The 23252-nt window shown below is 40.9% G+C and carries 27 protein-coding genes; all 27 read right to left on the reverse strand.

Features of this window, described 5'->3' with window-relative positions:
• Positions 1–2: 2 nt before the first annotated feature.
• Positions 3–455 carry a hypothetical protein gene (locus tag FYJ59_RS11300; RefSeq protein ID WP_235898012.1) on the reverse strand — a complete coding sequence of 151 codons (453 nt, stop codon included), beginning with the start codon at positions 453–455 and terminating at the stop codon, positions 3–5.
• A 174-nt stretch (positions 456–629) separates the two neighbouring features.
• Positions 630–1577: a hypothetical protein gene (locus tag FYJ59_RS11305; RefSeq protein WP_154497319.1), complete on the reverse strand. Its 948-nt coding sequence runs from the start codon at positions 1575–1577 to the stop codon at positions 630–632.
• A gap of 20 nt (positions 1578–1597) precedes the next feature.
• On the reverse strand, positions 1598–2188 hold the full coding sequence (locus FYJ59_RS11310; protein WP_331464328.1) for a hypothetical protein: 591 nt from the start codon (positions 2186–2188) through the stop codon (positions 1598–1600).
• Positions 2189–2247: 59 nt separating this feature from the next.
• Entirely contained in the window at positions 2248–3195 is a 948-nt protein-coding gene (locus FYJ59_RS11315) for a hypothetical protein (protein WP_154497321.1), read from the reverse strand.
• Positions 3196–3288: 93 nt separating this feature from the next.
• Positions 3289–3888, reverse strand: a complete 600-nt coding sequence (locus FYJ59_RS11320) for a hypothetical protein (RefSeq protein ID WP_154497323.1) — start codon at positions 3886–3888, stop codon at positions 3289–3291.
• A 53-nt stretch (positions 3889–3941) separates the two neighbouring features.
• A complete protein-coding gene (locus FYJ59_RS11325; RefSeq protein ID WP_154497325.1) occupies positions 3942–4517 on the reverse strand; it encodes a hypothetical protein in 576 nt (191 codons plus the stop codon).
• A 63-nt stretch (positions 4518–4580) separates the two neighbouring features.
• Positions 4581–5171: a hypothetical protein gene (locus FYJ59_RS11330; RefSeq protein ID WP_154497327.1), complete on the reverse strand. Its 591-nt coding sequence runs from the start codon at positions 5169–5171 to the stop codon at positions 4581–4583.
• Positions 5172–5255: 84 nt separating this feature from the next.
• Positions 5256–6008, reverse strand: coding sequence for a hypothetical protein (locus tag FYJ59_RS11335; RefSeq protein WP_154497329.1), 753 nt, complete (start codon positions 6006–6008; stop codon positions 5256–5258).
• Positions 6001–7467, reverse strand: coding sequence for an ATP-binding protein (locus FYJ59_RS11340; protein ID WP_328597236.1), 1467 nt, complete (start codon positions 7465–7467; stop codon positions 6001–6003). Before FYJ59_RS11340 ends, FYJ59_RS11335 begins: the two co-directional genes overlap by 8 nt.
• Positions 7460–8170 (reverse strand): LytR/AlgR family response regulator transcription factor, encoded by a 711-nt coding sequence (locus FYJ59_RS11345; protein WP_154497331.1) that lies wholly within the window; start codon positions 8168–8170, stop codon positions 7460–7462. Before FYJ59_RS11345 ends, FYJ59_RS11340 begins: the two co-directional genes overlap by 8 nt.
• 707 nt (positions 8171–8877) lie before the next feature.
• Complete coding sequence (locus tag FYJ59_RS11350; protein WP_154497333.1) at positions 8878–9228, reverse strand: hypothetical protein; 351 nt, start codon at positions 9226–9228, stop codon at positions 8878–8880.
• A gap of 22 nt (positions 9229–9250) precedes the next feature.
• Positions 9251–11077, reverse strand: a complete 1827-nt coding sequence (locus FYJ59_RS11355) for a recombinase family protein (protein WP_154497335.1) — start codon at positions 11075–11077, stop codon at positions 9251–9253.
• Between the two features lie 30 nt (positions 11078–11107).
• Positions 11108–12541, reverse strand: a complete 1434-nt coding sequence (locus FYJ59_RS11360) for a DNA topoisomerase (protein WP_154497337.1) — start codon at positions 12539–12541, stop codon at positions 11108–11110.
• A gap of 16 nt (positions 12542–12557) precedes the next feature.
• A complete protein-coding gene (locus FYJ59_RS11365; RefSeq protein ID WP_154497340.1) occupies positions 12558–12866 on the reverse strand; it encodes a hypothetical protein in 309 nt (102 codons plus the stop codon).
• Positions 12867–12902: 36 nt separating this feature from the next.
• Positions 12903–14183: an ArdC family protein gene (locus tag FYJ59_RS11370; RefSeq protein WP_154497344.1), complete on the reverse strand. Its 1281-nt coding sequence runs from the start codon at positions 14181–14183 to the stop codon at positions 12903–12905.
• Position 14184: 1 nt separating this feature from the next.
• Entirely contained in the window at positions 14185–14328 is a 144-nt protein-coding gene (locus tag FYJ59_RS11375; RefSeq protein WP_154497346.1) for a hypothetical protein, read from the reverse strand.
• Positions 14329–14402: 74 nt separating this feature from the next.
• Complete coding sequence (locus FYJ59_RS11380; RefSeq protein ID WP_154497348.1) at positions 14403–14987, reverse strand: helix-turn-helix domain-containing protein; 585 nt, start codon at positions 14985–14987, stop codon at positions 14403–14405.
• Between the two features lie 144 nt (positions 14988–15131).
• Positions 15132–15974: a DUF4366 domain-containing protein gene (locus FYJ59_RS11385; protein ID WP_235898013.1), complete on the reverse strand. Its 843-nt coding sequence runs from the start codon at positions 15972–15974 to the stop codon at positions 15132–15134.
• The gene (locus tag FYJ59_RS11390; protein ID WP_154497351.1) at positions 15964–16293 is read right to left on the reverse strand and encodes a DUF4315 family protein; all 330 of its coding nucleotides are present in this window, start codon (positions 16291–16293) and stop codon (positions 15964–15966) included. The genes FYJ59_RS11385 and FYJ59_RS11390 overlap by 11 nt, the downstream gene beginning before the upstream one ends.
• Before the next feature lie 104 nt (positions 16294–16397).
• Positions 16398–18167 (reverse strand): C40 family peptidase, encoded by a 1770-nt coding sequence (locus tag FYJ59_RS11395; protein ID WP_154497355.1) that lies wholly within the window; start codon positions 18165–18167, stop codon positions 16398–16400.
• 18 nt (positions 18168–18185) lie between these two features.
• Positions 18186–20585: a VirB4-like conjugal transfer ATPase, CD1110 family gene (locus FYJ59_RS11400; protein ID WP_205839531.1), complete on the reverse strand. Its 2400-nt coding sequence runs from the start codon at positions 20583–20585 to the stop codon at positions 18186–18188.
• On the reverse strand, positions 20566–20985 hold the full coding sequence (locus tag FYJ59_RS11405) for a PrgI family protein (protein ID WP_154497359.1): 420 nt from the start codon (positions 20983–20985) through the stop codon (positions 20566–20568). The genes FYJ59_RS11400 and FYJ59_RS11405 overlap by 20 nt, the downstream gene beginning before the upstream one ends.
• 73 nt (positions 20986–21058) lie before the next feature.
• Positions 21059–21925: a VirB6/TrbL-like conjugal transfer protein, CD1112 family gene (locus FYJ59_RS11410; RefSeq protein ID WP_328597237.1), complete on the reverse strand. Its 867-nt coding sequence runs from the start codon at positions 21923–21925 to the stop codon at positions 21059–21061.
• Between the two features lie 69 nt (positions 21926–21994).
• Positions 21995–22207, reverse strand: coding sequence for a Maff2 family mobile element protein (locus FYJ59_RS11415; RefSeq protein WP_058351282.1), 213 nt, complete (start codon positions 22205–22207; stop codon positions 21995–21997).
• A gap of 137 nt (positions 22208–22344) precedes the next feature.
• Positions 22345–22584, reverse strand: coding sequence for a hypothetical protein (locus FYJ59_RS11420; RefSeq protein ID WP_154497361.1), 240 nt, complete (start codon positions 22582–22584; stop codon positions 22345–22347).
• 119 nt (positions 22585–22703) lie between these two features.
• Positions 22704–22916, reverse strand: coding sequence for a Maff2 family mobile element protein (locus tag FYJ59_RS11425; RefSeq protein ID WP_058351282.1), 213 nt, complete (start codon positions 22914–22916; stop codon positions 22704–22706).
• 111 nt (positions 22917–23027) lie between these two features.
• Positions 23028–23240 (reverse strand): Maff2 family mobile element protein, encoded by a 213-nt coding sequence (locus FYJ59_RS11430; protein ID WP_058351282.1) that lies wholly within the window; start codon positions 23238–23240, stop codon positions 23028–23030.
• Between the last annotated feature and the right edge of the window lie 12 nt (positions 23241–23252).

The following is a 23252-nucleotide window of genomic DNA, read 5'->3' on the forward strand; positions in this document are numbered from 1 at the left end:
ACTCAAGCCCTTGCATCAAAATTGCTCTGCATACAATCCGCATCAATAGCTTCTCCGCATGCAAGCGGCACTCCTTTTTTGGCATTGCCCCATGCTTCATTGTATATCATGCACATTTCCGTCTGTCTCGCCACTTCCGCCTTTGTAGGGTACATAGTCCATCCATTGTTCGAATATGTTGCCACCATTTCTCCATTCTTATCATAAAACTCTATGTACTCACTTTTCCCGGAAGGTAACTTCTGATATTTCACTTCTCCCTCCAGTAATGTGGCAATGAAATCAATTGGTTTTATTACATCCTGTCTGTTTCTGGATACTGCTTTTAAACCAGATGTGATGATTCCTTTTCTGTCCGGTGATATTTCTGAAACATATTGTTTCATCAAGCGATTAAAATCTTCTGACTTATTCTGGAACTGCCCCTTTTCGTAATCTTTGTATGCCTGTTCCATAATCTGTCTACGGTATTCTGAATCGCTAATTCCACTCTTTTTCCGTGTATATACATACTTATCATTAAAATCCGGCAAGTGGATTCCGCCAATGATTCCGGTTCCCGAAAAGTAACGTTGTTGTAAGTTTGTTGAGTTAACCTGCATATTCTCACTTCCTTAATTTGTTTACATTTATAGAGTCTTTCCATCTGGATACTGTATCTTCGTATCTGAAAACACATCCTCAGCCGATATCTGAATATGTCCATCCTCATCTATAACACATTCTTTACCGTACACATTGATTACATCCCCTGTCTGATACCCCTGCTTTTTCCAGTCGGTACGGTTCATGAAATCAATTCTCTTGTCTATATCCACTATGACACCATTTTCTAACAGCATATAATGTCTTGTACCTGCTCCGGCATCTATGGTGAAATGCCCCTCAGTAATTCCGAATCCGGCAAGTATCTCCTTTTGCTCCTCGTTTGAAAAGCCATAAGTTCCACTTCCCTTTGCTAATCTTGAAATCAGATTACTTGCCTGATGCATTTCCCATCGATAATTGTAACCTGATCTATTCTCGCCTATAGCTTCTGACATGCTTTCAGAATTTGCCCAACCTACATGTCCATTATTTACAGTCCAAGTATAATTTTCCCCATTTTTTGCTGTGTAGCAATAATATCCTTTATTATTTAACATCAGTTTATTGTTCTTAGCCGAGATATTTGGGAGAGTTCCTGCATTTATCTTCGGAATAGCATAGTTTGGAATATACTGTCTTACTCCCCCTATTTTAAACGACAATACTCCAAGCTCTCTCATTTCCGGATTACAGGAACCCATCACAAAGCCTTCACCAAAGTTTATGGCATCCAGCAGAGCCGGCATATTATTGTAATGATCAAAGTAAAAGGAAAAATCACTGGCAGACAGATTTAAAGCGGTATCAAATAGTGCCACAACCGACTCCTTGGAATAAGTTCTCCCGGAATATGAAATATGTACCATATCCCTTTGTCCTTGTCTTCCAGAATTTGATAATATATTTAACGCTCCCTGCGCTCTTTTTACTTTCTGAGCTTCTATACTATACTGTCCTGACTGATAAATATCTGCTACGTTCCTTACCATACCGTTCTCTCTTTCTATTTCTATGCTTTCACATCAAAATTACTTTGCACCACAACATTTTCATTTGTGATTTCCACATTTGTTCCAGTGTTCAGCGCTTTTCTTGCATCATGGTATGCCTCATAATATGCTAATTTTAACGCTGAATGTACTCCCGTTTCTGCTTTTGTTTCTTTCTCATGCCACCCTACCCCTTGAGTGTATGTAAGAACTTCTTCCCCTTCCTCATTAAATATATGGAGCGCAGAACCAGTTCCCTCTCCTTGATATTCAGCCTCATATGGTATTCCAAATAAAATACACAGCCATCTTTTGTCTGCCTCTTGTATTTTTTTCATATCTCCCATATTTCCAGAATTCATTGATTGGTTGAACTTACCTATCAGTGCTGCCCGATTTGGTGCCACTTTGGCGACCTCGCTTTTCCTCAGGGCGAGGAACTTATTTCCCATATAAACGTTCTGCGCCGCATCCTCTCTGGCATATTCCGTTATCTTCTCCTGAAGGGAATCAGACAGCTTCCAGTCCTTCTTGGATGATGCCTTTCCTGACTTTTGGATGCCCGTCTGATGGCTTTTTGCTATTCCTGTAATATCCATTTCAATCTTCATCTCACTCGTTCTGCCGAAATGCCGGGGATTCCTGCCTTGCCTTGTTCGGGTGTGGTTTATCAGTTATTCAGATACCCCTGCTTTTCTTCTTCATCAGACCATACCCGTTCATAGCGGCTGCCAATGATGTCAAACATATCCTGCCATGTAGCGAACTTCTGCATTTCCTCAATGCTTCCCCTGTTGTTCTGCAACCATTCGAAAACTGCCTTATAGGTATCTCCCGAAAACAGAACGCTCCAGTTGTTCTTATAATCTGCATTGTCATTGTAAGACATCCCATTAAAGCCCATAGAGATAATGCCATTATTCGTATGCTGCGCCAGCCCCTTTATCTCCAAGTCAGCCCATATGTATGCGGCGTTCTTATCATGAATCAGGTTGGGATATTTATTGAAATAAGCCTCCGCCAATGCCTCATACTTCTCTATGTCCGCCTGACTCTGTAAAAGGACTTTTCCGCCCCGCCCTTCCTCACCATCCCGCACCAGATACTGTATGCCCGTACCGGAATACGTCTTTAAGGTAAATCTCTGCAATTCCTCCGTTTCCAGCGTTTCTACGCCCATGACATTCTGCAGGGCATCTTTCAGTTCGCCATCCAATACCACAGCATCATAACTCATGGTTCCATGCTCCGAAATTAAGAACTGCTTGCCTGTTACGCTGTCTTGCCTGACCTTGATGTCGGAATAGTCAAAAGCGCCGATTCTCTCTCCCTGTTTATCATAGATGTCAAAGCAGCCAGCCTCATTGTCCGGCACAATCCTGTAATTCTCAGATTCATATGTTTCATAGGCAGGCTTCACATTGCGTACTGCCGAAGCCGCCGATGCCCGGTATGCATCCAATGCAGATATCCTCACGCTGGTTCTTTGGGATGAACTGCTTTCCGTTGTATCCATATCAGCCATCCGCCCCACGAAGCCTGTTCCCGAATTATTCTTCTGCGTTTTTCTTATTTCGCGCCATTCGGAATAGCCTGCCCCTACTCCGCTTATACTCATTTTTCAAATCCTCCATTGTCATCAATTATTTTAATAGCGGCTCATCTATCGTTCAGAGCCCCCTACACCCTTGCAGTCCACAGAGGCAAAGTTTTATGCGCCTCTGCAGAATTGGGTGTAAAAATTATATCTGTATATCCAGTGAATTACCCGAAGATGGTGCTTTTGTGCCTGCTGCCAGATCAGACTGTATCTGCTGATAAGATACAGTTCCCTTTGCGTTTTCTCCATAGGCACATTACATGAAAATGGCTGATCCATGTTAATGACAAACTCAAGCCCGGTCTTTGCATCTTTTTGAATCACTAACTGATCTTCCCTTATGTATAGTCCTCTTCCCGTTTCCTTATCCATAATCTCATAAGCTGGAACCCCGTCCACATAACTGGCATTTTCTATCTTGTACCGTTCGGTTTCGATTGGAAAATTTAATTCCTGCTCTGCATTTATCTCCTGCCTTGTGTAGATAATCGAATCATAAATATTGAAGCCTGTTCCAACCATAAAACCATCCTGTTCAGAGGTGATATTTGTCATTGCAGTTTTCTTACAACTATTATTTCCATAACTAAGTTCATCCGCTACATTAGCTATTCGATCTGCGAAATTCTTTCCGGCTGTATTTCTTTCTGCTTTTCTGGTTGTATATCCTGCCGGATAACCTACTGTTGTTCCAATTCCACCAATAGCCATTTTTATATCCCTCCTGTCAAGCTATTTCAGTTATGAGTCCAAGCATTCCCGTTTTACTGCTCCAAAAAGTCCCAAAACTTCTTATAATCCAGATACCCTTTTAAATTTCCTGCGTCATACTGCATCTGCATAATATCCTTAATAACATCCAACCAATTCGTTTTACCAAAGAAATCAGCTCCGCTATTTGAACTGCGGTAATAACCAGCTGCACTCATAAAAGCGCTTTGTGCATTTGAACATTCCCCGCTGACTGTCAAATGACTGGAATATGCGAACATATCAATCTCATCACAATTCTTAGGGTCAACCTTTGAAATATCAACCATTCTTTCCGTCCCATTTCCCGCTTCATCCCAAATCTTCACTTTATATACCGGATTTGCCGGGTCAAAATCAGCAGGCTTATATACTGTTGCTGAACCACCATCTGCAAGCCCACACGCACCAATCGGTGCATCACCTTCTTCTGTATCAAACCAGTGTAAAGCAATTGGCTGATTTGAATTTTGCACACTTGCTGTATTACTCATTTGTCCTGCAAAATTCTTATCAGATACTGTTTTCTGCGTTCTTCTTGTTTCATATCCTACTGTATAACCTGTTGTTCCAATTCCACCAATAGCCATTTTTATATCCCTCCTGTCAAACTATTTTCTATCTTCTGCAATTCCTCTGTCAGTCAGAATTGCCTATGCGCTTCTGCCTGTCATAGCAGCATATATACCCACTTCTTTTATGTACCGCATATAAGTGTCCATCAAACCATTTTTCAGGCAATCCTCTAATGTACTTTGCATTTCACTTAAAAAATTGCTCTTATCATAGATTTCTCCCTGCCTTGCATTGGCTTCCTGCACACGCTTTGCCATCGTCATTGCAACAATTCCTCCTGCCGGACTATCAATCTTTCCCTGCTGCTTTAAATGTGCCGACAATGCCAACATTTCTACATAAGAAGCATTTGATGGATCTACCTTATCAGGATCAATCTTGATTTCCTTTTCCGAACCATCTGTTCCTTTTATCTTTGCAACCATATGATTGCCGCCAGCCTCTTCATCATAATAAATCCCTATAGATTCTCCTGTTTGGACATGAATGGTTGATAATATCGCACCGCTTCCCTGCAATTCAAAGGTCTTGTTACATGCCGCTATATTATCCACATTTACAGTTTTTTCTATCTCCCCTGCAAAATTCCTCCCTGCTGTATTTCTATCCGTCCGTCTTGTTTCATATCCTACTGTATAACCTTTTGTGCCAATTCCACCAATAGCCATTTTAATATTCCTCCTGTCAAGCTATTTTCTATCTTCTGCAATTCCTCTGTCAGTCAGAATTGCCTATGCTGTTATTCGTATCTTTTATCCAATATAGCTACTGCCTTCAGTAAAGTCTGTCATAACATTGGCTTCATAAGCGGCAGACACCTGTGACATCCGTTTTTCACCATTCAATGACAGCATGAATCGGCTGTTCTCCGCTTTTCGCTCCAATAGTTCTTCATAATATTGTTCCTGCGCCATTCTCTTAGCAAGTATCTTCTTTTCCTGTAATTCTTCATATTGTTCTTCTAATCTCCGTTTGCGTTCTACTCTACGCTCCCAAAAACTATTTTCCGATTTATCTTCATATAATCTCTTTCCATTTCCATTTTGGTAACCCGCACGCCACATTTCTGCATGGCATTCTTCCTTAGTGGCTCCATAATATATTGTTGAAAAAGCTCCTCCACATATGCCTGACCAATTATCCGGTTGCGCCCAACCAACTTGCAAATCATTCAGTACCCATGCTTCATATTCAGGATCATTTTTCATTGCCTCAAATCCTGCATCAGAAATTGTAATAGATATTGTTTCATTCATTCTAGTAGGATGCATTGGAAGTTGTGAAATCTTATCATAAATATACTGCTTATATTCTTCCATTGTCATATCCCTAGTGGTAATAGTGCCTGCGCTTTGCGTTTCCGAAACCGTTGCAGCCTCCCCCCTCTTTTCTGTCACTTTATCACCAAAGGTTGTGGCTGATTTAGATTCGCTCTTTGTTTCATAGTTGTTGATAAAATTGTTATATACTCTCGACATATAACTTACATTCATTGTGTTACTCATTGCTTCTCCTTTCATTCTGCAGCATGACGGATAGTGTAAACACCTTATTATCTACCGACCAGTCCACGCCGCCATGATACTTTCCTGCGGCATTTTTGATATTGGTAAGACCGATTCCATGCGCTTCCTTGTCTGCCTTATCAGTTACCGGAAATTCAGACTGCCACTTCCGTATTACATTTCCGTCAAAACTGTTTGTTATTTCCATAAAAATCATCTTCCCTTTCCGGAAAGAAGATAGCCGGATAAAAGTTTCCGCATCAGGTTCTTTTCCCTTTAACTTCCTGCACGCTTCGATTGCATTGTCCAGTGCATTGCCTAAAATAATTCCTATATCATAGCTTTGAATCAGCAGGGTATCCGGAAACAGCAGTCTTTCCGTATCCATCTGCAGGTCTGGTATCATCTTTACCGCCTCGTGGTACTTCATAGTAAGCAGGGTATCAACAACGGTATTTCCCGTTTTAAATTGAATTTCCAGTCTGTCCATTGTCTGGTTCAGCTCGCTCAGATACGTTTGCAAGTCTGTATTTTCCTTTTCACATTTTCCTGCGGCAAGCTGCATAATTACCGCAAGGGTATTTTTCATGTCATGCTTCATACTCCGTATGCCAGAATAAACACGTTCCATCTCTGACATGTGCTCCTGCATACTGCCTATCTGCTTTTCCAAAATAATCCTGCTGCTTTTTTCTCTGTTTAGATAAATCATATCCTGAAACAGCTTTATGCTGTACAGAATTGATAACAGCGATAAAATCAGTATTACTGGAACAATCCATAAGAGCAGCGGATATTTGTCATATAGCAGTTTCATTTGACCATTTTCCACTGTAACCATGATAATCCTCAGCAAAATACATATCAGCAGACCAACCATCCCCGGTGTAAGGATAAATAAAAGTTCCGTCCTGTGCATGGCATATTCCTTTTCCCGAAAATCCTTTTTTATCTTTTTCAGTGTGGCATATAATATCATGCCAAAGACCAGATACATCACTATATACATACCTGTTACCGTGCAATTGATAATATGGTCAAAGATTTCTGTAGACGTGATATATCCCTGTCCCACGCACCAGCTCCATAAGTCAAATAATCCATTTCCTGCCTGTATAACCATATATGCCAGAAAGAAACTGATTTCACTTACTGCCATAAATGTAACCACGAGAAAAACTGTAATAGTATGAACTGCCTTGTAAAAGCAGAGTGCCAACGCAATCAGCATAAATAACAGCAATATCTGCTTCTCAATAATTACCGTACTTTCATAGCCTGACGGTATAAGTAAATTCAGCAGCAGCTTTAATGCTCCATACAGGACAGCAACGAATAAGCCGTTCCACTTGCATTTCGGAAGTCTGCTTTCTAAAAATGCTCCCAAAAAGTATTGCAGACAATACCCATGCCCCAAAGCAACGATTATTTCAAGACATACATTTAACACATCATACACAGGCTGTACCTCCGTTCCGCAGATACCGCATATACTCTTTCACAAACTCATTGTACTTTTCCTTTGCCAAGTAAATGCTTTCTCCATCACTTAAACGTATACTGTCATTGCTGTACTCTGTGATATATGCCATATTTACAAGGTATCCTCTGTGACAGCGGTAAAATTCCCCACCCAGATGTTTCTCTAATTCAACCATAGCCGCATAGATTTCTATTGTTTCATCCACCGTATGGATTTCTGCTTTCCTCCCTCTGTTTTCGATATACAAAATATTTTTTTGTTCAAGGGTAATGTTCCGCTGCCTTGTTTTAATAAAAAGCTGTTTCTGCCCCTTCTCTTTCCGTTTTTCTGCTTCTTTTGCCGCCCTGTCAAATACTTCCGCAAACTTGCTTTCTTCGATTGGTTTCAGCAGATAGTGAAAAGCAGCAACATCAAAGGCTTCAAAGACATAATCCTTAACCCCGGTAACAAAAATCAGCACCGTATCTTCCTGTTTTTCCCGCAAGGCTCTGGCGGTATCAATGCCATTCATGCCCTCCATCTGAATATCAAGATACACCACATCATACTTATTTCCCTCTGCCAACAGCTCCTCTCCTGTTTCATAGGCTTTAACATTGCACTCCGGCTCATATTTTACAGCCAGCTTTTTTATCTGCTCCCTGATAACTTTTTCGTCATCGACGATTGCTACCTCCATAAATTTTACACCTCTAATCCTGACAAGTCTTATATATAATCTGTCATTTATTTTATCGGCAAAAAAATATATTTTTTCTGTGAAATGGAACGAAACCCTTTTGAAATGGAACGAAACCGAAAAAATTATCAAAATCGGCTCTATATTCGCTCTATATTTCCCGATTATTATCGCTTGAATTGATTTTCTCTATCCGTAACCTTTCCTGTTCCCTCTGCTCGTCACTTAATCTTCTCTGCTTACGATAGCCACATAACAGGAAAAAGCAGATAGATTGCTACCTGCTCTTTCCATAAAACTTTATAAACTTGTTTCCTGACTCTTGGTCTTTGGTTTCTCTTGTTCTACCTTTCCCTCCGCTTAGAGTAATACTTCCCACACCACACAATCATGCACCGAAAGCTCTGCTTACACTCATGCACACACTTCTTGCACTGGTCATTATATTGTATCCTGTTCTTGTCATTCAAAAAGAACACCCACAACCGTTTTTCTTTTTTACCCATCCTCGCCACTGTGATACCCTCCTTCAAAATGTTCAAATTATGTAGCCTTTTTTCGTTTTTTATGCCCTTTAAGCGTATCAAAAGGCTTTCAAGGCATATTTACCTGTCCCTTCATCAGGAACGTCTTAAATCGTCCATTTCCTGTCAGAAAAGGCAATCAGTGTTCAAACCGATTGCCCCCTCAGATGTTGTGACACTTTCTTATTCCGTCTGTATCTGCCGGAATGCTTCTTCAAAATGTGCTAAAGCCTTATCCCTTTCTGTCCGCTGTTCCTTTGTCAATGAAGGTTCATAATCTTCAAATTCTTCTGTCCCGTTGACCTTTGCCTTATCCACAATCCAACAGAATTTCCATTTATCCAACAGGTGATGATACAAGTCCTCTGCATTGTCGTAGTTGGAATTATTTTCAAAATACCCGTCCATGTAATACTCCAGTACAATAAAGCCGAACCTGACATCATATACCACACACATATCTCCCAATTCATCCATCATACTGCGGAACAGTTCCACAACCTTTGTACACTTTCTGACTTCTTCCTGTTTCATAAGCTCTCTATCCTCCATACCCTTAACCGTTCACTGTTACTTCCTTTGATTTCTGTTCTTCCTCTGCGATACGCTTTCTCCGCTTTTCCATGTATCTGCGGTTATATTCTGCTTTTTTTGCCCTGCGTGCTTTCAGCTTTTCGTGCTCTGCAATCTCTTCCGCAGTCGGCTCTTTTACAGGCAGTTCAAACTTCCCGATAAAGTTCAGGTAAATCTCCACTTCCTGTACCCTTTCACCACTTGAATAATCCGCTTCATGGACAAGTATCTTTTCCACAAATTCATTCAGCATGGGGGTAGTTAATTCACTGAAATCCGTATAGCGTTTCACAAGTTCTATGAATTTGTCTGCCCGGACTGTATCACTCTCATACTTTTCAATCTCGGCTTTGGCATTTTCCATTGATATTTCAAGGGTGTCCTGTTCATTTTCAAACTCGCTGAGCATAAATTCAAAACGCTTGTCTGACAGCTTTCCGCTGATATTATCCTCGTACAGTTTCTTCATCAGCATATTCAGCTCGTTTACACGCTTGGTATCCTGTGCAATTTTTCGCTTTAAAGACCTTATGCTCTCTTTCTGCTTGTCTCTCGAAGTGGAATATATCCTGTTGATAAATTCCTCCTCATTGGTAATCACATAATCACTGACCGCTTTGATGGTTTCCAGCACCAGCTTTCTTACAACCTCTGTCCTGATATAATGCTGGCTGCACTGTTTATCATAATTCTGTCTGCTTAAGTTATAGGTGGAACAGTTATACTCATCACGTTCCGGTCTGCGTTTTCCATTTAATTCCCCTTTCCAATTTCTTGCCCTTCCTGCTCCGCCACGATGGTTATACATTTTCGCACCGCAATCAGCACAATACAAAAGTCCCGTAAATGGATTGGCTTCGCCGACTGTATCCGTCCTGCGGACGGTCTTTCTCAGTTCCTGCACCTTATTCCACATTTCTTCAGAAACGATTGCTTCCTGTGTATTCTTGAAAATAACCCAGTCCGCTTTTGGTGTCTTTTTTGCCCTCTTATCCTTGTAAGACTCTTTATACGAGCGGAAATTTACGGTATGTCCCATATACTCCGGCTTGGAAAGAATATCCCTCACCGTTGCCCCACGCCACACATAAGGAGTTGCAGTATTATTGTTGGAACGACAGGTTCCAAGTCCCCGCTTGGCAAGATAATAGGATGGACGTTCGATTTGTTCCTCCGACAGTATCCTTGCAATCTCATAGGGTCCTTTTCCCTCCAGAGACATCCGGTATATCCTGCGTACCACCTCGGCAGCTTCTTCGTCAATTACCCACTGGTTTTTATCTTCCTCACTTTTCCGGTAACCGTAAATGGCATTATTGGTGGTGTGTTTTCCCTCCATTCCCCTTGCACGAAGCACCGTAGTCACTTTCCGGCTGGAGTCACGAATGTACCACTCATTCATGATGTTTAGAAATGGGGCGAACTCACTGCTCTCCCTTTTCTGATTGTCAACTCCGTTTGCAATCGCAATAAAGTGAACTTCCTTTTCCTTGAACATGACCTCCGTATAAAAGCCCACCTGCAGATAGTCACGCCCTATCCGGCTCATATCCTTTACAATGACTGTGCCAATGCTTCCGTCCTCAATTCCTGCTACCATTCTTTTCCAGTCCGGTCTGTCAAATGAACCGCCGGAATAACCGTCATCTGTGAAATGCTCTATGTTGGTATAGCCATTCTGTTTTGCATAGTCCTCAAGCATCTTCTTCTGGTTGACGATACTGTTACTGTCCCCTACCATTTCATCATCACGAGAAAGTCTTTCGTAGAGGGCAGTAATCTTTTCATTTTCTGCTTTTTTTGTTCTCATTTTTTGTCCTTTCTTGTGCTTTTTTCTTAACTACCCTTTACAATATAAGTCCTCTGTAAATGATTTAGGTGCAGATGTCTTACCTTCTTTGCATTCCTTTGAATTGATTTTTAGCTTTTCCCCAGCATTAATACCTGCAGAAATCTCCTGATCATTATCCTCATCCTTATCTGATTTCTTGGATGGTGCGATTGCCTTCCAGCCTTCATCAATGACCTGCTTACCCTTGGCCTTAAACTGATGACCATTACAATCTGCATCAATCACAGTTTCCATATATCTACATGGAGCAGATACCGCCTCTAAAAGTCTTGTGGCAATTAACTTAAGTACTTCGCGTTCGCCAGAAGGAAGTTCCTCTAAGTTAGCTTTATCCACAGAAGCTGTAGGAATAATTGCATGGTGATCAGTTACCTTCTTGCCATTAATAACTGCCTTGATATTTTTCTCTGCAGTTGCTTCGCATTTTGCAATTTTCTCTACTTTTGCGATAAGACCCGGTAAGCTCGCTTCCATGTCTTCCGTAAGAAATCTACTGTCAGTTCTTGGATAAGAAACCAGCTTTTTCTCATAAAGACTCTGAGTATAATCAAGAGTCTGCTGTGCAGTATATCCAAGTCTTCTATTTGCCTCACGCTGTAAATTGGTAAGATCAAAAAGTGCCGGTGCCTTTTCCTGCTTTTCCTTTTTGCTGGCATCAATTATAAGAACCTCGCCAATGAGATTACATTCATCCGCTAAGGCTTCTGCTTTTTTCTTATCACCAATTCGATCACTGGAAAGAATCACACCATTGCAATTAAGAATAACTGTATAAAAGCTTTCCGGCTTAAAGCTATGAATTGCAGCCTCTCTTTCTACTGCTAATGCAAGAGTCGGTGTCATAACACGACCTACATTTAATGTCTGACCATAAAGAGTTGAAAAAAGCCGGGTAGCGTTGATACCAACAATCCAGTCGGCACGCTCTCGGCATAATGCTGCTTCATATAACTTTTCATAATCTGCACCATCCTTAAGATGAGCAAATCCATCTGTTATAGCTTCATCTTCCATGGATGATATCCATAATCTCTTAATAGGCTTCTTACACCCCACCTTGTCATATACAAGTCTGAAAATCAGTTCACCTTCACGACCTGCGTCACAGGCATTGGTAGTACAGTCAACATCTTCTCGTTTCATCAGTTCTTTCAGAATATTGAACTGCTTCTTGGTCGCCATACTTATCTGATATCTCCAATCCATCCCATCCTTACCCGGAATAATTGGAAGATCTTCTTTTCTCCATTTTTCATATTTACCATCGTATTCTTCAGGTTCTGCCAGTTCTACCAAGTGACCTACACACCAGCTGACAAGGTACCCAGATCCCTCCAGGTACCCATCATGCTTGGTAGTAGCACCTATGACCTTTGCAATGGACTGAGCAACTGATGGCTTTTCAGCAATCACTAAATTCATACGCTACCTCCCGATATTATTTTCCATAAGTGCCATTCTCAAGTTCCTTAAGGAGCTTCTCTGTAGCATCATGGTACTTTGCCACTCTCTCCGCAATTTCAGGATTAACTGTAGACACTTTCTCGTCCTCATCGTCAAGATCCTCATCCCAGAACTCATCTCCGAAGTAATCAAGATCAAAATCTTCCTCTTCACGAAGGAATTCATCGTTTTCCTTTTTCTTACGATGTCTAACAATAAATGCTACGATTCCACCGATAATTGCAGTACCAGCTACTGTTCCAATAATTACATTTTTCTTTGTGATGTACTTTCTAATATCCATTTCATTTTCCTCCAATTTTACATTTTAAGAGGGAAGTTAGATTGCTTCCCCAAGATTCTTTGTATCTACCTTTTTAGGCTTGGCTGTTTTAGCAGCCTTCTCTTTTTTATCAGAGAGCTGCTTCTTCACAGATTTCTTTTTCTCCGACTTTTCCTTTTCATCCTGCTTACTATCTAGTGCTTTATCTGCCTCATCATTTGTAGGCTCCTTTGCTGCGTCCACAGTGATTTCAAGTGGCGTATCTGCCTTAAGACTGCTCATATCTACCGGAGGAGTAATCTCAATATACCCTGCTGGCTGATTCGCCTCCGGACTATCGAAAGGGAGCTCGTCAGCATGCTCCGCAATCCACTGATTAATCTCAGCGAACTGATTCTTTTCCTGCCCCTGAGTAAGCTCTGCGATTTTTTCATCAATCTTTACAATCAAATCAGACGCAGCCCTGCGGATAGTATCAAGAGATGCCTTAAGCTCAGGTACCTCTTTATCAGAGGACCAGCCTGCCACATATGGGAAGGAATATTCTGAAGTATCAATTCCATAATGCTGACATACAACATATGCCACGGATTCCGCTTCACATTCCTTCTGATTTCTGGACTTTTTATCGCTGTCAGCATTCATTGCTTCCTTGTTGTGAAGTGATGCATGACTGGCTTCATGAAGTGCAGTTTTTACGGTCTGGGCTTCACTCATGCCCTCCTGAATTGCAATTCGATTTTCCTCTACCTGAAAATATCCCTTAGCACCAGATTCAATATTCTCAAAGGAAATTGGAACCGGACTGGCCTGCTTGATTGCCTCCATTAAAGTTGCATATCCTTCTACAGATCCGGTAAGTTCATCTACACCAAGTCTTGGCACAGGCTCACCCTCCGTCTGAGAAATGTCAAATGTACTGACCGGCTTAAAGGCATTTACCTTAACCTCAACTACTTCATTTACAGGCTCGCCGTCCTTATCAAGTACAGGCTTGCCATCAGCTCCCATCTTATCCTGCTCTCTTTCCATCTTGTATGGTGCAGGAGCCATAACACGGATACCTTTCTCACCCTTCTTTACAAATCGGCCCATTTCCTTCCATCCAGTAAAGGACTGACACATAGTTGCATCCGGCTTCTGCATCATAATGAGAATTTGATTATTAATGGAATACCTTGGCATCTTGGCACAAAAATCCAGGTATGCTTTATAATTCTCTCCCTGGAATACATCCTTTACACCTGCTTCAAGCTTCTGTGCCATCTGCTCCATTTCCTGCTTTCTGGCTTCAGCTGCAGCCTTGGGATCAAATTTACTCTTATCAAAATCTGCCATATTATTTATCCCCTTTCTTTGATTTTTCCTTCAATTCCTGAAGTTTGTTTTTAATAGATTTGCTCTTAGTGGTTGTCGCATTTTTTGCGGCAGTTCCCTTATTCATGCCCTTAGCATATTCTGTGTATCTTGACTTTCTACCCATTGTTTTTCCTCCAAAATAAAAAGCATCTACAACCGTAGATGCTCTAAAAAATATATTTGTTTCTATTTTATAACCTAGACTAAACCATTCATCTCATTCAAAATTTCAACGCCATTTCTAAGCTGGTATTTACTGATATAATTCATGCGGCTCTGACAATAAAGAAGAATTGTATCTTTAACGTAATGGCGCCTAAACTTGTGAACCTTTTCGCTGCCATCTTTCTCTTTTGTTTTTAATAATTTCTTATTCTCCCAATCAGTCTTAACCAATGTAATAAGGTCCTCCGTAAGCGACAGTTTTCCAAGAACAGTACCATTAAGATCAGTGTCATGAATTTCTTTAATCGTATTGAAATCAGTAATCTGCTTTAACTCTTCGACAATTGCTTTCTCATAAATGTTCATAGAACTACCTCCATTATTCATTGAATTTGCGGATTGTCCGCCACCATATAATAGATTTGCAGGTTCAACCTCAAAATAAGAAGATAAAAGCAATACTGTTACCGCGCTTGGTGTTTTCGCTTTTCCTTGTTCATAATCCTCTATTGTTCTTTGACTTATCCCAGTTGCATTGGCCAGAGCTTCCTGTGTCATCCTCCTTTCTTTTCTAAGCTCCTTTATACGATCACCAAGTAAAATTCTTTTCTCTTCCATATCTTTTTAGCCTCCCGCAAGGTTAATTCTATGTGGTAATAGTCAATTTTGCACTCCCATTATTATGGGAGTATTGTATCATATTTTTTAATATTCAGGTGACAATTTATTGCCACCTGAACCACTACAAATTATTGAAGTATATTATTCCTCTTCATCATCCTCTTCGATGTCATCATCTCCATCGATTTCAGGAATATCAATAACATCATCCTCGTCCTCAGGAATTGAACCAAGATAATCCTCTTCATCCTCGTTGTAATCCGCATCAGGATCTACACCAGAATTCTTAGTAGGTTTCTTATTCTTTGCCTTAGTGATATAGAAATATCCACCTGCAGCACCACCGATTACTAGTAATACAATTACAATCATTCCAGAATTATTTTTCTTAACCGGCTTTTCAACCTCTGCTTCAGGTTCCTCAGCTTCCGTTTCAGTAACATCCTCTACAACAGTTGTCTGGCCATCCTTTTCACCAACACCAGTCTTATTCATATATTCCTCTACCTGCTCATCATCCATAAGTGCTAAGAGGTCTGATTCATCCACCATATTTAAGAAGTGAACATTTTCATTTCCATGATCATCACGGTCGATAATGATATAAAAATAATTACCGGACTTTGTAACAACAGTAATGAACTGCTTACCACCAACTTCAAGGGAGCCGTAATCATCTACAAGTTCAAGATTTCCATCCGGAGTAAGAGGTCCCATTGGTTCTTCCTCTTTCTCTGCATCAGTCTCAGTTGCATCTTCTGTTTCTGTTACCTCAGGCTCCTTGCCTTCACAGTACGCATAATCATATGAGCACACAGGACACTCAGGATTGATATGCGCCTCATCACACTTTGTTTCACAGATGCACACCTGGGCTTCCTCCTCCGGTACCTGCGCAAAAGCAGTAATAGGCATCATTGTAAAAATAGCAGTAGAACCTGCAATCACCATTCCGGCTAACTTCTTTGTAATACTAATCTTCATTGTTTTCATCCTCCTCGTCTTCATAAAGATCTTCGTTTTCTTCCTCATTAACTTCGCTACTATTCACGGTAGTAACAACCTTTGTTTTTCCGCTAAGAAGCTCATTCAAATTGCCGGACTGGATAAGTGCTAGGAACTCTCCAAGCTGCTCCGGTGTCATGTTCATCGCACCAACATCTGCTACAATCTGACTTGCTTCCGCTTCCTTAAGCTTTGCTTCCTTTACCTTGATCTGCTCCTGAAGCTTGGCTACCTTTGCCTTATCTCTCTTAATATCTTCACGGATTCGATCAAGCTTTTCATATCTAACATCTGCCATACTCTGTTTCCTTTCTAAAAATTGATATTAGAAAAGGCACGGTTTCCCGCGCCCTTTACGTTTCTCTGGAATTTTTATTCCATTTAGATGGACAGTTTTCCATCCTAATGGTTTAATCTTCCAAAAGTATAAAAATGACTCTGCCAATAGCTGCTATTGATGCTTGCATACTGAATTGGATTACCACAGTGAATCATCATTCCATCACCCACATAGATTCCTACATGGCTGGCACCACTTGTATCGTAGGTGCCCTGGAAGAATATCAGATCCCCTGGCTTGGCATTATTCTTGGATACTCTGGTGCAGTTATTCAGAAGTCCGTTTGCTGTCTGCCTTCCCACATTCCAGCCATTACCACAATGGTTAATGACATAGCTTACAAAGCCGGAACAGTCAAAGCTTGTGCTTGGGCTACTGCCTCCCCATACATAAGGATATCCAAGATATTTCTCTGCCTCATGAAGCATATTTCCAAACTCCACATCCGTTAAATACTCTGACGGAACTGTATAATCCTGATAATCACCAGGCTGTGGCGCTGCATATGGATCATCTTCAAACAGATACTTTTTATTACCGAAGGTTTCCAAAAGTATTTCATATCTCTGCAACTGTTCTGCAGTAAGGCCCATATTTCTTGCCACATAATCAATGGATTGATTGGTAAGTGTTACATTCAAAATGTAATACTCGTATTCCTCTTCCTCCTGATATGATTCATAAGATTGGTAGGACTGTTGAGTAGCAACTCCATTTACAATGACCGTCCTGTACCTTGTTACCCAGTGCCACTTGGTCACTGTTCTGGTCCTTGTTTCCACCACTCTTGTCTTGGTCAGTGTGTACTGGTTATCCTTTATGGTCTGCAGCATTGCCTGAACCTCAGTCTCTGTATAATCCTCATATAAAACTGTCAAAAGAGCTGCCAGTTCAAATGGATTATGGGATATTTCATTGAGACTGTAATTATATTCATCATATCCGGGATAATCCGTTTCGATGTTTTCAATTTCCCTCTGAAGGTCTGCCTCCAGTCCGGTATAGTCATCATTTACTGCAATAATCGTATCATCCTCAGCGGTAAAGCTAGTTGATAATGTCATATTACTGACTCCACCTGCACCTGCACCGCAGGATGTAAGAGAAGCTACAATTACAAGAACCACCATCAGTATAAGTACTGCTATGATGGCTCCATATGGATGCTCCCTCACAAACTTCGTCAAAAACTCCGTAATAGCTTCAGCCATTTTTCCAACCATGTCCTCAGCCTTATCCACGAAGTTCTTTGTTACGCTTCCTGCACCATTTGCGGCTTCCTTTGATCTCTGCTTTATGGCATTACGCTGGATTTCCTTCTTCATTCTGTTTTTTTGAAGTTCCTTTGAAGTAGTACCTGAAGTAAGTGAAGCATCCTTTCCCTTTTGAAATTCCCTGGCTTCCTCTAACTTCTTTTTCTTATGAAGCTTTTTGCCATAGCCATCCGTTTTCTTATCATGGGATTTTACCTTTGCATAATACAGACCATTTTCCACTGCCTGGGTTCCAGCATTAATTGCATCTCCACCGGCATTATCATCCTGATTTGCTTCTGCGAACTGGCTATGCGCTTTGGCTGATACTGCAGCATCCACAGGTTTAGGAGCACCCTTTTTCTTTGTCTGGGCACGAAGCTTATCCCTATGTTTCTTTTCCTTCAGTGTTTCAGCTGCTGTATCTGCCTTACCGGTACGAAGCTTCTTTCTCATAGCTTCACCACGGCTTGTGTCATTTTTCAACTTACTGCTATAAGTTTTTTCCTTTGTCTGGGCCTCAGGCTCCACCCTTCTATGGGAGGAGCGCGCCTGACGTGTGAATTTTTCTTCATCCATTTTTTTTACTCCCTTCGACTACTTTGACTTTTTTTCATCCTTGGCTTCCTGCACCTCAGAAAGGCGGGTAGTCATAATCTTATAAAGCTCAATGTCTGTAGGGAATCTGTCTACGAATGGAAGGATTACATTGCCATAAAAAATAAGCCCTTCACCAGCTCCTGAGTGTGTTACATAGGATAACTGATGTGGACTTATATTAAGCTGCTTTGCAAGGATGGCTCTGTCACCTACGGCCTGATTTAACATATAAATGAAATCAGAGTTTTCAAAGATGTTCTCCACTTCCTTGGATGCAAGCATATCCTTTACATTCTGTGTGATACCGGTAGGAATACCACCCCATTTTCTAAATCGTTTCCAGATTTCAACTGTATATGCTGCAGTCTGATCCTCACGAAGAAGAAGGTGCATCTCATCCATGTAGTACCTGGTACTCTTACCCTGGGAACGGTTTTCTGTAACTCTTCCCCATACCTGGTCCTGCACAACCAGCATTCCGATTTTCTTAAGCTGCTTACCAAGATCCTTGATGTCATAGCATACCAGTCGGTTTGTCAGCTCTACATTGGTTCTGTGATTAAATACATTTAAGGAACCGGATACATAGATTTCAAGAGCAGTCGCTACATGCTTGGCTTCCGCTTCATCCTGCTTTAATAGCTCATTGTAAAGGTCCTCAAGTAGAGGCATCTTCTCCGGTACCGGATCCTCAAAGTATCTCTGATAAATCTGATGAATACAACGGTCAATAACCGTCTTCTCAACAGGCTGCAAACCTTCCTTACCACCAACGATCAGCTCACATAATGACAAAATAAAATCTGCCTTAAGAGCAATCGGATTGTCATCATCCGAATAATTCATGTTGATGTCCATTGGATTGATATACTGTGTTGATGTGGGACTGATTTTAATAACCTGACCGCCGAATCTTTCCACCAGCGGTGAATACTCTGACTCAGGATCTGAGATAATTACATCATCATCTGTTACAAGGAATGCATTTGCAATCTCCCTCTTTGCAGCGAATGATTTACCGGAACCAGGTGTACCAAGGATAAGTCCGTTTGGATTCTTAAGCATCTTTCGATCCACCATAATAAGGTTATTGGAAAGTGCATTTAATCCATAATAAAGTGATTCATTTCCTGCCTGGAATAATTCCTGTGTTGTAAATGGTACAAAGATTGCTGTGCTTGAGGTTGTCATACCTCTTTGAATCTCGATTAAGTTGTTAGCCAAAGGTAACGAGCTCATAAGTCCCTGCTCCTGTTGGAAATCAAGTCTTACCAGATTGCAGTTATGCTTCTGTGCAATGGAACTAGCCTGGAATACATTATTCTCAAGTTCCTGCTCTGTTCTTCCGGTATTCATGATAAGAAATGTAAGCAAAAACATTCTCTCATTTTGTGACTGCAATTCCTTCAAAAGTGCTTTCGCATCCTTACCATAGGTGGCAAGATCCGAAGGAATGATATCCATATCATAACCAGCTCTTACTGCCTTCTTCTGTTCCTCAATCTTACTTCTATCAAGCTCGGTAATGGTATGCTTGATTGTTTTAATTGCCTCATTCTGATCCACTGACTGGATATGCATTGTCACAATCTGGCTGCTCTCCATACCAAGAAAATCTGCCAGCATTCTGTCTGAGATATCCGATGCATCAATGGATAAGAAACTCATGCAGCCATAAAGACTACCCATCTGAAATCTTCTTCCATTAGGAAATGCAAAGCTGCTAGGTGCAATGAAATCCTTAACCGATAATCCTGAATTCACAAGATATTTCCAGTCAAAGTTAAACTTCTCATCATCGCCCATATGGAACTGCTTATGCATAAGCTCCAGTCTTTCCTTACCATTCAAGGTTTTTGCAAGTACGCCAAGTCTCTTAAAGTTATTAAGAATATCTGTCTCAATATGAATCAGTCTAGGCTTTGCGCTCTTCATGGAATCTGCATGAATTCCAAAGGTTAAAAACTTTGTCTTAGTAAGACCGTTGTTACCGGCCTCCATCTGATGAAAAAGCATGGTGCTGTACTCATCTCTGACTTCGTTAAAATCATCCTTTCTGTGAGGGATTGCAATACTTCTGCTGAAGGCCTCTGCGTCAGTTGCCATGTTCATAAAGCTAAGTTCGAAATGCACAGAGCTGTCAAAAAAATTCAGGAATGCACACCACTCCTCAAAGATCTCTGTCTTATCCTCCTGAAGAGCTAACTGATAATTGATATCCTGGAACTGAATTGTCTTTGTATAATAATCATTGCCCACTCTGCAGATACCATCCTGAAACATTCTGTCAAATGGAATGGACTGCTGGGCAGTGCGGGGAACCCCATCATCCTTCTGGGCATTCTTAATAACCTCTCTCACTAAAGCCTGCTCTTCCTTAGTCAGATGCTTTGGCATCGCGAACTCTCTCTTTTTCTCTTTCTTCAGAAATTCGAACAATTTTTTCTACCTCCTCTTCTGCTTTTGCCTGACGAATCAGGGCTGCGTAATAATTGTCTGTCTTATATGGCCTCGTCTTTGGTCTTACAAAGTTAGCCTGAATAAAGTGCTTCAAAAATACCTCCAAGGGCTGACCGTGTTTTTCATACATCGCCAAAAAGAAGAATGGCATCATAATGACCATCATGATCATCACGGATGTACTGATTGAAAATGCAAGCTTCAGTAAAAAGAATGATGGCACTCCTACAAGCGCCGCCAGACCGAAGCAGATCAGCTGTCTTTTTGTCAGGTTGAACATCACCTTACTCTTTACCTTCGTTAGATCACGAGGCACTGAAATATATGATGCTGCCATAATAATTCCTTTCTATAATTGCCGGTTAAGGGTACCATTTTTGCAATTTTTACAATTTCTGTACCCTTAAACCTTAATGTGCGTGTAATACGCTCTTTGCTACTGAACCTGTCTTAAACAGTGTGAACGCAAGAAGAATCGTATATCCTACAATTCCCCAAAGTGTTCCAATGATATCTGATGAGAATGCAATGGACTGAATCAGTACTGCATAAATTCCCACACATACCATAATCAAAAATCCCTGGAATCCAAGTGCGAATAAAGATCTCAAATAATTCTGGCCAATCATGCTCTGCTCCTTGTTGCCAAAAGTTGCAAAAGGAAGTGGTGCAAGGCTGACCATCAAATAAATCTCAATCATTCGTGCGTAAACAATAACAAAAATAAGTGCTGATAAGATATACACCAGGAACTGCACGATAAAGGACATCAGGAAAATGCCTAACAGCTCTCCCACATCCTTCGCTTCCAAGGTGCTTTGCATCGTTGCAAGTGTACTTGCATCAATGGCTGTACTTCCGGTGATAATACCACCTGCCTGACTTACCACATAATGTGCTACATCAAACACCGCCATGGTAATGTTCATCGTATTTGTTATCAGTGTTACTGCTACAAAGGTCTTGAAGACCCATTTAAAAAAGATCCAGGTTTCAAAGTTTGCCAGATTGTTATGGCTGATGACTAGCTGGATCAACTCATAACAGGCAATAAAAGTCAAAATCAATCCCGCTATCGGCATAATTACATTTTCAGAAAGGTTTCTAATCATGTTAAATATTGCCGGTGAGAATGTATTTGGTGTCATACCAACTTCTGTCGCAATCTGTCCTACCTGTGCATTCACTGAATCAAAGGTATTTGTAAGATTGCCCATAATGCCTGTAACAAGCAGTTCCTTAAGCCATTCCACAATAGAATCTATAATGCTTTGCACTTGTTACCTCCTCTTCTTTCCAAAGGACCAGCGATTGCTGGCCCTGTTCCAATAGTTACTTACTCTTTCTTAGAACAAACCGGAAAGTAAAGGTACAAGTGTTGTTCCGATAAGGGCTACACCGCCACCTGCCATAAGCTGCTTCATTCCCTGTGACTTTGCACCAGGGTTATCATTACCGTAACCTTCCATAAGATTTACTACACCCCAGATTCCAAGACCTGCTCCAAGTGCGATAACTAATGTCTGTAATACGCCTACTGCGCTTTGAAAAAATGCCATTTTGTTTTCCTCCTAAAATTCATTATTTGTAATTTGGGCATAATAAAAGACCGGTCAGATTATCTCTGATCGGCCTTAACTGCCATGTTGCATATTTAGTTTTTTTCACAATACGATTATCAAAACTGAGTTACATCCTAGAAGTCTGATAAATCAACTTTGGGCGATACTTTACCTTTTTTTATATTGCTTATAGCTTTATCCATATCTGCTAGAGTTTGTGATGAAATATCCTTAGGAACTGTAAGTTCCCTGGGTTCCAGCAGAATACATCCATTATCATATTCCTTTACATTATAATATTGATAACGTGCTCCTCTAAGAGTAATTCTCTTTTTGCTATCTATATGTGTTGTGTACTCTTTTTCCACTCTCATAAATCTTATCTCCTCTTTGTGGGATATCCCACTGTATAATCATATACTCATAACAATTATTCGTCAATAAGATTTATATTTCCTGAGCTTATGCCCGCATGGATCTACCATGCTCTTTCTTAGAAAAGACCAGAAAGAAGTGGTACAAGAGTAGTTCCGATAAGGGCTACACCGCCACCAGCCATAAGCTGCTTCATTCCCTGTGACTTTGCACCAGGATTATCATTACCATAACCTTCCATAAGATTTACTACACCCCAGATTCCAAGACCTGCTCCAAGTGCGATAACTAAAGTTTGTAATACGCCTACTGCGCTCTGAAAAAATGCCATTTTGTTTTCCTCCAAATTTAATATTTATTATTGATTAAGGCAGGCCAAGGACTCATCCCTAACCTGCCGGTTCCTATGCTTAAAGCTCGCATGATCCTGTCATGCTCTTTCTTAGAACAAACCGGAAAGCAAAGGTACAAGTGTTGTTCCGATAAGGGCTACACCGCCACCAGCCATAAGCTGCTTCATTCCCTGTGACTTTGCACCAGGATTATCATTACCATAACCTTCCATAAGGTTTACTACACCCCAGATTCCAAGACCTGCTCCAAGTGCGATAACGAGTGTCTGTAATACTCCTACTGCGCTCTGAAAAAATGCCATTTGTTTTTCCTC

This window comes from Waltera intestinalis (genome assembly GCF_009695995.1).
Classification (GTDB): domain Bacteria; phylum Bacillota; class Clostridia; order Lachnospirales; family Lachnospiraceae; genus Acetatifactor; species Acetatifactor intestinalis.